Here is a 14,143-nt window from a genome sequence, read left to right as displayed (position 1 = left end):
ATAGCGCCCCGGCATCCGCGCGGCTCAGATCACGTCGGCGGACCAGTCGTCGAGGTTGCCGAAGCGGTGCGCGGTGATCGTGACCGACTGCTCGTGCAGGAACGGCAGCAGCTCGATCCGCCCCGCCGTGGTCACCTCGCCGGCGTAGACGGCCAGGTCGGGGTCGCCGCCGGTCGCCTGGGCGAGGCGTGCGGCGAGCGCGGCGACCGAGTCCGGCCCGCCGACGAGCCGCACGCGGCCCGGCCGCGCCGTCTGCACAGGGTCGAGCGGGTCGACCTCGCGCGTCATGCGCTGGATCCACTCGTCATCGGTGTCGAGGAACACCGGCACGTCGAGTCCCGACAGGGCGTGCCGCACGGATGCCGGGATGCCGACGGGTGCGCTGAGGGTCATCGCCGCGCCGGCGCGCACCCCCGCGACAACGACCCGCAGCACGGCGTTCCAGCCGGCATCGGCGGTCGCCCGGATGGCGACGGGCACGGCGCGGTACCGGAAGAGGTTGCGCTCGACCTTCAGCTGCGAGACGTCGCGCACGCGGCCGAACTCGCGGTCCCACGCGATCGCGTCGGACAGCGCACCGCGACGCAGCCACTCGAACGCCTCGTAGTCCAGCGACGGCTGCGCCGCCTCGATGACGGTCGTGATGCGGGTGTCGAGGCCGCGCAGGTGCAGGGTCGCCGACGACGCGGCGCCGCTGGTGGCACGCCACGAGCCGAGGCCGATGAGGTAGTTCGGGCCGCCCGCCTTCGTGCCGGGGCCGACCGACGAGCGCTTCCAGCCGCCGAACGGCTGACGCTGCACGATCGCCCCCGTGATGCCCCGGTTGACGTAGAGGTTCCCCGCCTCGACGCGGTCGAGCCAGAGCGCGAGGTCGTCGGGGTTCTGCGTGTGGAGCCCGGCGGTGAGCCCGTACGCCACCTGGTTCTGCAGCTCGATCGCGTGGCTCAGCGAGTGCGCGTGCAGCACGCCGAGCACGGGGCCGAAGAACTCCTCGAGATGCATGCGCGACCCGGGCTGCACGCCGACCCGGATGCCGGGGCTCCACAACCGCCCGGCATACTCGGGAGCAGCGTCGAGTTCGCGGGGCTCGACGAGCCATTCCTCGCCCTCGTCGAGGGTCGTCAGCGCCCACTGCAGCTTGCCGCTCGGCGCCTCGACGACGGGTCCGACCTCGCTGAGGGGGTCGGACGGCGGGCCGACCCGCAGCGAGCGCACGGCATCCACGAGCTGGCGCCGGAAGCGCTGCGAGCGGCCGACGGGACCGACGAGGATCGCGAGCGAGGCCGCCGAGCACTTCTGCCCGGCATGCCCGAACGCGCTCTTGACGAGGTCGGATGCCGCGAGGTCGAGGTCGGCGGAGGGCATCACGATCAGGGCGTTCTTGCCGCTCGTCTCGGCCAGCAGCGGCAGGTCGGGGCGCCACGAGCGGAACAGGGCGGCGGTGTCCCACGCGCCGGTGAGGATGACGCGGTCGACGTGCGGGTGCCAGACGAGCCGCTGCCCCAGGGCGCCTTCGTCGAGGTCGACGAGGGCGAGCAGATCGCGCGGCACGCCGGCCTCCCACAGCGCGTCGGCCACGACGGCGGCGCAGCGGCGCGCCTGCGGGGCGGGCTTGAAGACGACGCCGGAGCCGGCGGCGAGAGCGGCGAGCACCCCGCCGGCCGGGATCGCGACGGGGAAGTTCCACGGCGGCGTGACCACCGTCAGACGCGCCGGCACGAAGACGGCGCCGCTGACGCGGTCGAGCTCGCGCGCGGTGGCCGCGTAGTAGTTCGCGAAGTCGACGGCCTCGCTCACTTCGACGTCCGCCTCGGCGAAGACCTTGCCGGTCTCGGATGCGGCGACCTCGATGAGCTCACCCCGTCGCGCCTCGAGTGCCGCAGCGGCGGCCTGCAGCACGGCCGAGCGGTCGGCCGCGGGGCGCGCACCCCACGCCTCTGCAGCGGTGCGCACGCGCGCGACGGTCGCCTCGAGCACGTCGGCGTCGTCGATGCGCGCGGCGGCGATGGTCGCCTCACCGGCAGCGGAGGTCTCGACCCGCGCGAGGATGTCGCGCGCCCACGCGCGGTTGGCGGGCAGGGCGGGGTCACTGTCGGGGGTGTTCTCGAAGCCGGGGGCGCCGTACGCGCGCGCCGCCGACTCGTGCGAGGCGAACACCGCCGTCTCGACGATCTCCGCACCGCCGAACAGCTCCGCCGGAACGCCCGGCGCCAGCGGCTGGGTCTCCTCCGGCTCGGCGACGGCGGCCCGTGCGATGCCGAGCACCGCCTGCGTCAGCCCGGCATCCGATTCGGCAGCCGCACGGGTGCGGCGCGGCGCGGCGTCGGCCGGCGGCGCGGTGCGGTCCTGCGTGCGTTTGGGCCCCTCGGGGAGGGCGGGGTCAGCGGCGCGCTCGACCGACGCGACGAAGCGCTGCTCCTCCCGCTCGAACATCGCCGGGTCGGCGGCGAGGTCGAACGCGGCGGAGAGGAAGTTCTCGCTCGAGGCGTTCTCCTCGAGCCGGCGCACGAGGTAGCTGATGGCGACGTCGAATTCGTCGGGACGCACGACCGGCACGTACAGCAGCACGTGACCGACATCGCGGGCGACGGCGTCGACCTGGCCCTGCGCCATGCCGAGCAGCATCTCGAACTCGAGGTCGTCGCGCACGCCCCGCTCGCCGGCGAGCAGCCACGCGTAGGCGATGTCGAACAGATTGTGGCCGGCGACGCCGATGCGCACCGCGGCGGTGTTGCGGGGCTGCAGCGCCTCGTCGAGGCAGCGCAGGTAGCTCGCGTCGGAGTCGAGCTTGGAGCGGTGGGTGGCCAGCGCCCAGCCGTGCATCACGGCATCCACCCGCTCCATCGCGAGGTTGGCGCCCTTGACGAGGCGCACCTTGATGCGCGCGCCGCCGTCGGCCACGCGCTGCCGCGCCCACGCCGTGAGTTCCTGCAGGGCGGGACGCGCGTCGGGCAGGTAGGCCTGCAGCACGATGCCCGCCTCGAGACCGGTCAGCCGCGGGTCTTCGAGGATGCGGGTGAACACCGCGATGGTCAGGTCGAGGTCGCGGTACTCCTCCATGTCGAGGTTGATGAAGGTCGCATCCTGCGCGGCCGACAGGTACAGCGGCAGCAGCCGCTCCACGACGGCGTCGACGACCTCGTCGAACGCCCACATCGAGATGTGGCTGGCGACGGCCGACACCTTCACCGAGACGTAGTCGACGTCGGGGCGCCGGATGAGGTCGTGGATGCCGTCGAGCCGGCGCAGCGCCTCGTGCTCACCGAGCACCGCTTCGCCGAGGAGGTTCAGGTTGAGGCGCGCACCGGATTCGCGCAGCTTCGCGATCGCGGGACCGAGCTTCTCCTCGCGGGCGTCGACGACGAGGTGCCCCACCATCTCGCGCAGCACCCGCCGGGCGATCGGCACGGTGGGCGCCGGCAGCACGGGGGCGACGGCGCCGCCGGTGCGCACGGCACCGCGCAGGTACCAGGGCAGGAAGTCGGGGACGAGCGGCGCGACGCGCTGCAGATTCGCCGCGGCGGCGCTCAGCGATTCGGGGCGCATGACCCCGTCGACGAAGCCGATCGTGAACGGGAGCCCGTTCGGATCCTTCAGCACGCCGGCCAGGCGCTGGGCCGCGGGATCGACGTCGACCGAGGCGGATGCGGTCACCCAGCGCTGTGCGAGCTCGATCGCCCGCGCGGCCAGGTCGGCGCGCGGCGCTTGTGGCGCCGCGGGGGAGGTGTCCGGCATGCGCCCAGCCTACGACCGCGCCCTCGGCGTCAGTCCCAGAGGCTGGGCGCGTCGGCGCGGGTCGACGGCAGCGCCGCACCCGTCGCCCAGTCGGAGATCCACTGCGGCAGCGGCGGCAGGTCGTCGGGCCGGCCGAGGGCCGCGAACAGCTCGTCGGTGTTGACGACGCCGCCGCCCTTGCGCAGGAACCGGGCGCGCACGATCATCTCGGCGTACACCTCGCCGCCGACCACGGCGCGGTGGATCTGGTAAACGGCCTTGTCGTCGTGGCCGTACAGCCGCGACTCGACGGTGAAGCGCTGCCAGAGCTGCAGCGACTTGCGGAAGGTGACGGTCTCGCTGGCGACCACCGCGTACCAGTCGTGGGAGTTCATCGCGTCCCACAGGCCGGTGCGGATGAGCAGGTCGAAGCGCCCGAGGTCGAACAGCGACGCGTAGCGCCCGTTGTTCATGTGCATCAGCAGGTCGATGTCGGTGGGGAGCGTGCGCAGCCGGATGCGGCCGACCGACCGGGGCGGGATGGGTCCGCGCCGTCGCAGCAGCACCTTCGCGCGCCAGATCGTCAGCAGGGTCCGCCACCACACGTTCACGAGGCGCGATGTTAGCGGCTGCCCCCGGCGACCCCGAAAACCGGTTGTCGGGTTCCTCCATCCGACCCCCGCCGCGGCGATTTCGCGTTTCTCCCGGCCGCACGTAGCATCAGCCGCATGGAAGCCGAATCGAAGACCGACAGCGTCGTCCGTCCCGTTCGCGACGTGGATGCCGAGGCCCTCGGGCGGGTCCACGCGACGTGCTGGCACGAGACGTACGACCACCTCATCAGCAAGGCCGCACTCGAGAACGTGTCGCCCAAGCGCCTCGCCGAGCTGTGGACCCACTGGGCCGCGCAGGGCGAGGATTTCCGGATGTTCGCCGCGCTCGTCGACGGCGAGATCGTCGGGTTCGTCGGCTCGGGTCCCGCCCGCGACAAAGACGCCCCGAGCTTCCGCGAGCTCTACTTCATCTACCTGCTCGACGCGTACCACGGCACCGGCATCGGCCAGAAGCTGTTCGACGCCGCGATCGACGAGGGCGAGGCGGCGTACCTGTGGGTCGCCGAGGACAACCCCCGCGCGCACCGCTTCTACACGCGCAACGGCTTCACCCTCGACGGCGCGACGCACACCGAGCCCTTCCTGGGCGAGACGCTCACCGAGGTCCGCTTCGTCCGCTGACCCGGCTGGGTATCGGCGCGATCAGCGTCCGCTGACCGTGCCGAATATCCGGGCGATGGGGGCGACGACGAGGGGGCGCGCGGCGATCCAGGCGCCGGCCATCGCGACGAGCGACAGGACGAACATCCAGAAGCCGAGCCAGTTGTCGGCGTAGGCGGTGGGATCGGTCGACCCCTGCGCCGCGTACATGTGGTTGAGGTTGCGCAGCGCCCCCGTCGACAGCACGAGGGCGACGTGCACGACGATGAACACGACGAAGAACAGCATCACCGGGAAGTGCACCTTCCGGGCCCACTCGATCGGGTACGCGGCGTTGAGCTTCGGCGCCTTCTTGGGCCACACCCCGCTCATGCGGATGCCGGTGACGAACGCGAGCGGAGCCGCGAGGAACACGGTCGAGAAGTAGGCGAGCTGCTGCAGCGAGTTGTAGTTCACCCAGCCGTTCTCGGTCGGCCAGTCCAGCGACACGTACTGCAGGGCGGCGGAGAGCGCGTTGGGGAAGACCTCCCAGCTCGTCGGCACGATCCGCATCCACTGCCCGGTGACGAACAGCAGCACGACGAACACGAGTCCGTTGACGATCCACAGCAGGTCGATCGACTGGTGCAGCCAGATCGTGAGGCTCGTCTTGCCCTTCTTGTTGCGCCGCGGCGTCCAGAACACGGCGGGCCGCTTCTCGGTGCGGATCGTCAGGCCCGTCTTGATGATGAGCAGCATGAAGAAGCCGTTGAGGAAGTGCTGCCAGCCGAGCCACGCCGGGATGCCGACGGGCGCGCTCTCGGGCAAGTGGTACTCGCCTGGGTAGGCCGCGAGGAAGTCCTGCATGAACGGGAGGCTGAGGAAGGCACGCACGAACAGCACCGCAAGGGCCGCGGCGACGAGCAGTCCGCCTCCGCCGATGACGACGACACCGGCCCACTGCGCCTTCGTGAACGGTCCGACGCGCTGCGGTTCGGGCTTGGCGGGAGGTCGGTGGAAGGCGGCGCGTCCGGGCCACACCGTGCGCGGCACCGTCAGCGGCGCCCGGGGATCCGCCGGGCGGGCGACCGCGGCGGCCTCCGTGACGGCCGATGCGGGCTCGGCAGATGCTGCGGGAACGGCGGATGCGGCCGGCCCGGGGCTCGTGGCACCGGCATCCGCAGTTTCGGCGGCGACGGCGGGCGCGGCGAGGATGCGGGCGGTGCCGGCCGGAGGCCAGGCGTCGCCGCCGGCGGTGCGGGGCAGTCCGCGTCGCAGTTCCGCTCCCGGCTCCCCAGCCACAAGTGGCGGGTTCGCCGCATCCGGGGTCGCCACAACTGACGGGGGAGCCACAGTCGCCGGCGCAGCCTCACACTCAGCAGTCACCTGTGGCGGCTCGACGGCGGCCGAGGTCGCCACAACCGACTGCGGAGCGGAGACGGATGCCGACGGCCACGCCTCCCCGCCCGGCACGCGCGGCAGCCCGCGGCGCAGCGCCACCCCCGGGACCGATGCCGCTCCGGCGCCACCATCCTGTTCCGGCGCCGCCGGTTCGTGGAGCCCCGCGGGCGTCACGGCGCCCGGGGCGGCAACCGCGTCGGCGAGCACCGGCGCGGCGACCTCGGGAGCGCTCGCGGCCACCTGCGTGGCGGCGGCGGCAGGAGCGGCAGCGGCCCCGGAGCCGGCGGGCACGCCGGCGGGAGGCCAGGGCTCTCCCCCGACCACGCGGGGCAAGCCCCGGCGCAGCGCGCGCCCGCTGAGGGCCATCACGCCTTCTTCGCCTCGAGGGCGGCGATCAGCTGCGGAACCACCTGGAACACGTCACCCACGATGCCGAAGTCGGCGATGTCGAAGATGGGCGCGTCGCCGTCCTTATTGATCGCGACGATCGTCTTGGCCGTCTGCATGCCCGCCTTGTGCTGGATCGCGCCCGAGATGCCGAGCGCGACGTACAGCTGCGGCGACACCGACACACCGGTCTGCCCGACCTGGTGCGCGTACGGGATGTAGCCGGCATCGACGGCGGCGCGCGAGGCGCCGACGGCCGCGCCGAGCGCATCGGCGAGCTGCTCGACCAGCACGAACTTCTCGAGCGATCCGAGCCCGCGGCCGCCGGCGACGACCTTGGGCGCCCCGCGCAGCTCGGGCCGCGACGACTCGACGACGGCGGCGTCGAACGATTCGATGGACGCGGCGGCCGCACCCGACGGCGTCACCGTCAGCGCGGTGACCTCCGGCGCGGCGACGGCCTCGGCGCGCGCGTCGACGGCGCCCTGACGCACGGTCACGACGAGCGGGCCGAACGTCGGCGCCGAGGTGGCCGTGAAGGCGCCGCCGTAGACCGAGTGGTGCGCGAGCACGCCCTCCTCGTCGCGGGCGACGCCGACCGCGTCGACGGCGAGGGCGGCATCCGTGCGGGCGGCGAAGCGTCCGGCGACGTCGCGCCCCTCGATCGAGTTCGACACGAGCACGGCGTCGGGTTCGACGAGCTGCGCCGCGGCGGTGAGCGCATCGACGAGCGGCACGGTCAGCTGGGTGTCGGCGCCGTTCAGGCCGGCCGTCAGCACGGCGGCGGCACCGAGTGACCCGGCCGCAGCGGCCAGAGTGGGCAGGGCGTGGTCGCCGGCGACGACGAGCGCGACGGGCGTGCCGATCTGCGCGGCGGCGCCGAGCAGGCCCGCGGACGACGAGGCGAGCTCGCCGGCGGGGGTGACGTCGAGGAGGACGAGGACGGAATCGGCTGCGAAGGTCATGTCGGCGCTCCTCAGGCCAGTCGGTTCTCGATGAGGAAGGCGGCCAGCTGCTCGCCGGCGTCGCCCTCGTCGGTGATCTTCACGCCCGCACCCCGCGGCGGCTTCGCGCCCACGGCGGTGAGGATCGTCTGCGGCGCGGATGCCGGGTCGACGTCGATCCCGAGGTCGGCGAGCGTCACCACCTCGAGCGGTTTCTTCTTGGCCGCCATGATGCCCTTGAAGTTGGGGAAGCGGGCATCCGGCAGCGCCTCGGTGATCGAGATCACGGCGGGCAGGGGTGCGCTGACCTGTGCCGTGCCGGCATCCGTCGCGCGCGTGCCCGAAACGGTGGTGTCGGTGATCGTCACGGCCGACAGCGCCGTGGCCTGCGGCACCCCGAGGCGCTCGGCGATCATCGCGGGGATGACCCCGCCCGAGCCGTCGGTCGACAGGTTGCCGGTGATCACGAGGTCGAAGCCGGCGCGCTGCACCGCCGCGGCGAGCACCTTCGCGGTGACGCCGAGGTCGGCGCCGGCGAGGGCCGGGTCGACGACCTGCACGGCGGATGCCGCCCCCATCGCGAGCGCCTTGCGCACCGAGGCCTGCGCCTCTTCGGGCGCCATCGACAGCACGACGACCTCGGTTCCGGCGTTCGCGTCGGCGTGGCTGAGCGCGACTTCGAGCGCGCGCTCGCCGATCTCGTCGATCACACGCTCCGACGCGGCCCGCTGTGCGAGACCGGTCTCGAGGTCGAGCTTGCGGTCTCCATAGGTGTCCGGGACTTCCTTGACCAGCACCACGATCTTCATAGGGGGATCCTCCGTCCACCGAGTCTATTCATCTCCCTGCGCGTCGCTCCGACGCGGGTCGCCGCGTTACGCCATCCGCTCATGGGCGGCCTCCAGCAGCCGCGGCACGCCCTCTTCGAGCGTCGGCCCGAAGGTGTCTCCCGGCCGCTCGCCGGCCCGCCACCGGGTATAGAGCGCTTCGCAGAACACGGCCGCCTTCCACAGCGCGAGCGCCTCGTACCAGCCGAGGTCGGACACGTCGAGCGGATGCCGCCGGGTGTAGCGCTCGACGAGATGGGCCGTGTCGGGGAAGTGCTCGCCGCGCGTCACGGTCGTCAGCTCCAGCGGCGTCTCGCGCACACCGGGACGCGCGTACGTCGCGGTGAAGTAGCCGAGGTCGGCGAGCGGGTCGCCGAGCGTCGCCATCTCCCAGTCGAGGATCGCGGCGATGCGCGGCGGGCGGCCGGTGGCGTACATGAGGTTGCCGATGCGGAAGTCGCCGTGCACGACGGCGTGCCGCTGCGTGCGCGGGATGCGGCCCTGCAGCCGGTCGGCGAGCTCGGCGACCAGCGGCAGGTCGCGGCGCGTGTTGCCCGCCCACAGACCCGCGAAGCGACGCACCTGCCGTTCCAGGTAGCCGTCGGGGCGGCCGATCCCCGCGAGGGGGCCGGATGCCACGTCCACCGCGTGCAGGTCGGCCAGTGCGTCGACGGCGGCGAAGGCGAGCGGGGCGTGCTGCTCGGGGTCGGCGAACGGCGCGGGCAGCGTGTCGGTGACGACCTCGCCGTCCACGCGGGCCATGACGTAGAACGGCACACCGAGCACCGCGGGGTCTTCGCACACCGCGAGGATCGCCGGCACCGGAACCTCGGCATCCGCGAGCAGGCGCTGGATGCGCGCCTCGCGGGCCATGTCGTGGGCCGACGGCGGCAGCGGCGGGCGCGGGCCGCGCCGCAGCACGAGGTCGCGCCCACCGCTGCGGATCGCGTAGGTGATGTTCGACTGCCCCTCGCCGATGCGCTCCCACGCGAGCGTGCCGTCGCCGAGCCCCTCCTGCTGCAGATAGGCGGCGACCGTGTCGACGATCAGCAGCGGCGGGCGCTCGAGCGCGGCCGCGTCCGCAGCGGTGCGGACGACGTCGACCCCGTCGGGTTCGGTGATCATCCGTCGCCCCGCACGGCGATGTCGAGCCGCGGCTCACCGGCGGCGACGGCGCGGGCGCGCGCACGGGACGCCCGGCGCGCGATCGCCCAGCGGTGCGTCTCGCTCGAGCCGTCGTAGATGCGGAACGGCCGCACCTCGTTGAGGTACTGGATCAGCGGCAGGCCGCTGGAGACCCCGTCGCCGCCGCACAGCTGCACGGCGCGGTCGATGACCCGCCAGACCGCCTCGGAGCAGTGCACCTTGGCGATCGACGACAACGCCGCACCCTCCCGGTCGGAGCGCTCGAGCGCCGCCGCGGCGGCGTCGATCACCGCGTCGGAGGTGGCCAGGTCGATCTCGCTGTCGGCCAGCAGCGCCTGCGCGACGCCGAGGTCGGCCAGCGGCGACCCGAACAGCTCGCGCCCGTTCGCGCGGTCCAGCGCGGTGTGCTGCGCGCGTCGGGCGAGGCCGAGCCAGCGCATGCAGTGGGTGAGCCGGGCGGGCCCCAGCCGCACCTGCGCGTAGCGGAAGCCCTGCCCGGGAGCGCCGAGCACGTCGGCGTCGGGCACGAACACGTCGTCGAAGCGCACGTACGGGTGCCCGCCGGCGATGGCGGCTTCGATCGTGCCGATCGACGGGCCGATCCGGATGCCGGCGGCATCCATCGGGGTCAGCAGCATCGTCGCGCCCGCCCCGTGGTCGCCCGTCGCCTCGGTGCGCGCCATGACGATCGCGAACGCGGCGCCCTCGGCCCCCGAGATGAACCGCTTCTCACCCGAGACGAGCCATCCCCCGTCGACGCGGCGGGCCGTGGTGGCGAGCGCGTCGGGGTCGGATCCGGCGCCCGGGTGCGGCTCGGTCATCGCGAACACCGAGCGCACGTCGCCCGCCACGAGCGGACGCAGGTAGCGCTCCTGCTGCTCGTCGGATGCCACGACCTCCAGCAGGCGCATGTTGCCCTCGTCGGGCGCCATGGCGTTGAGCACGGCCGGTCCGATCGGCGAGTAGCCCGCCTCCTGGAACACCGGCGACCACTCGCGCAGCGGCAGCCCGAGCCCGCCGAGCGCGGTGGGCGCGTGGGGGGCGAACACGCCCGCCTCCCGCGCGAGCGCGCGCAACCGCGCGAGCTCGGCATCCGGGAGCGTCCGCCCCCACGCCGGCTCGGCGGGGATCACGACCTCGCGGACGAAGGAGCGGGTGCGGTCGGCGACCTCCGACCGCGCGCTCACGCCGTGCCTCCCGCCTGCAGCAGGCCGCCGTCGAGGGTGAGCACCTGCCCGGTGATCCAGGATGCGGCGGGCGAGGCGAGGAAGGCGACCGCTTCGGCGACGTCGTCGGGGTCGCCGAGGCGTCCGAGCGGGTACGCGGCGGTGACCTCGGCTTCGTTCTCGGCGTACAGCGCCCGCGCGAACCGGGTCTTCACGACGGCGGGCGCGACGGCGTTCACCCGCACGCGCGGCGCGAGCTCGACCGCGAGGGTGCGGGTCAGGTGGCTGACGGCGGCCTTGCTCACGCCGTACCACCCGATGCCGGGCGAGGGGATGTCGCCGGTGACCGACGAGACGTCGACGATCGCGGCACCCTCGTGCGCGCCGAGCCCGGCGGCCAGCGCCGCCTGCGTCCACGCGAGGGTGCCGATCACGTTGACCTCGAGGATCTTGCGCGCGGCGTCGAGGTCGAGGCCGACGAGCGGACCGTAGACCGGGTTGATGCCGGCGTTGTTGACGAGGATGTCGAGGCGCCCGTACGTGCGCTGCACGGCGGCGAACACCTCGGCGCGGTGCGCGGGGTCGTCGGCCCCGCCGGCGAGGCCGATCGCGCGCCCCTCCGCTCCGCGGACGGCCGTGAGGGCCGCGACGGCCTCGGCGAGCGGTTCGGCGCGGCGCGCGGTGAGGCAGACGGCGGCCCCTCCCGCGACGAGGCGCCGTGCGATGGCGAAGCCGATCCCGCGGCTCGCGCCGGTGACGAGGGCGACGCGGCCCGCGAACGGGCCGTCCGGCGTGGGCGCATCCGTCATGACATCTCCTTCGATGGTCGGATTATCTAATCCTGATTAAAACGATCGCCGAGCGCAACTCGGGAAACGCTGAGGGATTGCAGAGTTGCAGCATCCGGTTTCTAATGCATAATAAAAACCAACGGTCGCGAGGGAGCGGTCGGGAAGGACGGACGGCGATGGCGCTGACGAGAGACCTGTACGACGAAGAGCACGAGCAGTTCCGCGAGCTCGTGCGCGAGTTCGTCGAACGCAACGCGAAGCCCCACGTCGAGCGCTGGGAGGCCGAGGGCAAGGTCGACCGCGAGCTGTTCGCGCAGGCCGCCGAAGCGGGCATCCTCGGGTTCGCGATCGACGAGGCCTACGGCGGCGGCGGCGCCGACGACTTCCGCTTCAACGCGATCATGGGCGAGGAGCTCGCCCGCAATCCCGTCTCGAACGGCATGGCCGGCATCGCCCTGTCCAACGACATCACGATCCCCTACTTCACCGACCTGACCGACGACGACCAGAAGCAGCGCTGGCTGCCGGGGATCGCGGCGGGCGAGCTGATCACGGCGATCGCGATGACCGAGCCCGGCACCGGCAGCGACCTCGCCGGCATCCGCACCTCGGCGGTGCGCGACGGCGACGACTACATCGTCAACGGGTCGAAGATCTTCATCTCCAACGGCCAGAACGCCGACCTCGTCGCGACCGCCGTGCGCACCTCGCCCGACCCGCACAAGGGCCTGAGCCTGCTCGTGATCGAGCGCGGCATGGACGGCTTCAGACGCGGCAAGAACCTCGACAAGGTCGGACTGCACTCGCAGGACACCAGCGAGCTCGTCTTCGAAGACGTGCGCGTGCCCGCGGCGAACCTGCTCGGGCCGGAGGGCTCCGGCTTCCTCGGTCTCATGAAGAACCTGCCGCAGGAGCGTCTGTCGATCGCGGCGGCCGCCGTCGCGGCCAGCGAGGGCGTGCTGGAGCGCACCCGCACCTACGTCACCGAGCGCACCGCCTTCGGCAAGCCCGTCGCCTCGTTCCAGAACACCCGGTTCGAGCTGGCCGACATGGTCACCGCGACCGCCGTCAGCCGCGCCTACATCGACGCGGCCATCCGCCAGCACGTCGACGGGAAGCTGTCGGCGACGGATGCCGCAGCCGCCAAGTTCTGGACGACCGAGCAGTACGTCGACATCGTGAACCGCTGCCTGCAGCTGCACGGCGGCTACGGGTACATGAAGGAGTACCGCATCGCGCAGGACTACCTCGACGCGCGCATCACCACCATCTACGGCGGGACCACCGAGATCATGAAAGAGATCGTCGGTCGGGACCTCGGACTGTGACCACCCGGACGGGAGCAACCACCATGACCGATGCCTTCATCTACGACGCCGTGCGCACGCCGCGCGGCCGCAACAAGGGCGGGGCGCTGCACGGCACCAAGCCCGTCGACCTCGTCGTCACGCTCATCGATGCGTTGAAGCAGCGCAACCCGGGACTGGATCCCGCCGACGTCGACGACATCGTGCTCGGCGTCGTCTCGCCCGTCGGCGAGCAGGGCGGGGACATCGCCCGCACCGCCGCGCTCGTGGCGGGCCTGCCTGAGACGGTCGCCGGCGTGCAGGTCAACCGGTTCTGCGCCTCGGGGCTCGAGGCCGTGAACCTCGCCGCCCAGAAAGTCGCCTCCGGGTTCGAGGACCTCGTGCTCGCGGGCGGCGTCGAGTCGATGTCGCGCGTGCCGATCGGCTCCGACGGAGGGGCGTACGCGCAGGACCCCACCACCAACTACGACGCGTACTTCGTGCCGCAGGGCATCGGCGCCGACCTGATCGCCACGATCGAAGGGTTCAGCCGCGAGGACGTCGACGCCTTCGCCGCCCGCTCGCAGGCGCGCGCCGAGACGGCGTGGCAAGAGGGCCGGTTCGCGAAGTCGATCGTTCCGGTCGCCGACATCAACGGCGTCACCGTGCTCGACCACGACGAGCACCGCCGCCCCGGCTCCACTGTCGCCTCGCTCGGCGCCCTGCCGGCATCCTTCGCGGGGATCGGCGAACAGGCCGGCTTCGACGCCGTCGCACTGCAGAAGTACCACTGGGTCGAGAAGATCGACCACGTGCACGGCCCCGGCAACTCGTCGGGCATCGTCGACGGCGCCGCCCTCATGGTGATCGGCTCGCGGGCGGCGGGCGAGGCGGCGGGACTGACCCCGCGCGCCCGCATCGTCGCGACCGCCGTCACCGGCTCCGACCCGACGATCATGCTCACCGGGCCCACCCCCGCGACGCGGAAGGCGCTCGAGCGCGCCGGACTCGGTGTCGACGACATCGACCTGTTCGAGCTCAACGAGGCCTTCGCCGCCGTCGTCATGAAGTGGCAGAAAGACCTCGGCATCCCCGACGACAAGGTCAACGTCAACGGCGGCGCCATCGCGATGGGCCACCCGCTGGGCGCGACCGGCGCCATGATCCTCGGCACCCTGCTCGACGAGCTCGAGCGCCGCGACCTGAAGCGCGGCCTCGCGACCCTGTGCGTCGGGGCCGGAATGGGCATCGCCACCATCATCGAGCGCGTCTGAGCGCGGGAACGAAG

At 72.7% G+C, this 14,143-nt stretch carries 11 protein-coding genes; 3 read left to right on the top strand and 8 right to left on the bottom strand.

From position 1 onward, the window contains the following. Nucleotides 1-24: 24 nt before the first annotated feature. The gene (locus C7474_RS14395) at nt 25-3,735 is read right to left on the bottom strand and encodes a proline dehydrogenase family protein (protein WP_121061120.1); all 3,711 of its coding nucleotides are present in this window, start codon (nt 3,733-3,735) and stop codon (nt 25-27) included. A gap of 29 nt (nt 3,736-3,764) precedes the next feature. Further along, nucleotides 3,765-4,325, bottom strand: a complete 561-nt coding sequence (locus C7474_RS14390; protein WP_121061118.1) for an acyl-CoA thioesterase — start codon at nt 4,323-4,325, stop codon at nt 3,765-3,767. A 117-nt stretch (nt 4,326-4,442) separates the two neighbouring features. On the opposite strand from C7474_RS14390, the gene C7474_RS14385 reads away from it, so the two are divergent. Then, nucleotides 4,443-4,949 (top strand): GNAT family N-acetyltransferase, encoded by a 507-nt coding sequence (locus C7474_RS14385; RefSeq protein ID WP_121061116.1) that lies wholly within the window; start codon nt 4,443-4,445, stop codon nt 4,947-4,949. 21 nt (nt 4,950-4,970) lie between these two features. On the opposite strand, the gene C7474_RS14380 is transcribed toward C7474_RS14385, so the two are convergent. From C7474_RS14380 to C7474_RS14355, 6 genes are all read right to left on the bottom strand, one after another. Further along, entirely contained in the window at nt 4,971-6,674 is a 1,704-nt protein-coding gene (locus C7474_RS14380) for a cytochrome b/b6 domain-containing protein (RefSeq protein WP_121061114.1), read from the bottom strand. Continuing rightward, entirely contained in the window at nt 6,674-7,660 is a 987-nt protein-coding gene (locus C7474_RS14375; protein WP_121061112.1) for an electron transfer flavoprotein subunit alpha/FixB family protein, read from the bottom strand. The genes C7474_RS14380 and C7474_RS14375 overlap by 1 nt, the downstream gene beginning before the upstream one ends. Before the next feature lie 11 nt (nt 7,661-7,671). Continuing rightward, on the bottom strand, nt 7,672-8,448 hold the full coding sequence (locus tag C7474_RS14370) for an electron transfer flavoprotein subunit beta/FixA family protein (protein WP_121061110.1): 777 nt from the start codon (nt 8,446-8,448) through the stop codon (nt 7,672-7,674). 66 nt (nt 8,449-8,514) lie between these two features. Continuing rightward, the gene (locus tag C7474_RS14365) at nt 8,515-9,591 is read right to left on the bottom strand and encodes a phosphotransferase family protein (protein ID WP_121061108.1); all 1,077 of its coding nucleotides are present in this window, start codon (nt 9,589-9,591) and stop codon (nt 8,515-8,517) included. Continuing rightward, nucleotides 9,588-10,799, bottom strand: coding sequence for an acyl-CoA dehydrogenase family protein (locus C7474_RS14360; protein ID WP_121061105.1), 1,212 nt, complete (start codon nt 10,797-10,799; stop codon nt 9,588-9,590). Before C7474_RS14360 ends, C7474_RS14365 begins: the two co-directional genes overlap by 4 nt. Beyond that, entirely contained in the window at nt 10,796-11,587 is a 792-nt protein-coding gene (locus C7474_RS14355; RefSeq protein WP_121061103.1) for an SDR family oxidoreductase, read from the bottom strand. The genes C7474_RS14360 and C7474_RS14355 overlap by 4 nt, the downstream gene beginning before the upstream one ends. A 158-nt stretch (nt 11,588-11,745) precedes the next feature. Here C7474_RS14355 and C7474_RS14350 point away from each other — a divergent pair, with 158 nt between their 5' ends. After that, nucleotides 11,746-12,897 (top strand): acyl-CoA dehydrogenase family protein, encoded by a 1,152-nt coding sequence (locus tag C7474_RS14350; RefSeq protein ID WP_121061101.1) that lies wholly within the window; start codon nt 11,746-11,748, stop codon nt 12,895-12,897. A gap of 23 nt (nt 12,898-12,920) precedes the next feature. Next, a complete protein-coding gene (locus C7474_RS14345) occupies nt 12,921-14,129 on the top strand; it encodes an acetyl-CoA C-acetyltransferase (RefSeq protein ID WP_121061099.1) in 1,209 nt (402 codons plus the stop codon). Nucleotides 14,130-14,143: the final 14 nt, after the last annotated feature.

It is taken from the genome of Microbacterium telephonicum (assembly GCF_003651225.1).
Classification (GTDB): domain Bacteria; phylum Actinomycetota; class Actinomycetes; order Actinomycetales; family Microbacteriaceae; genus Microbacterium; species Microbacterium telephonicum.
This window is presented reverse-complemented; position numbering and strand designations above follow the sequence as displayed.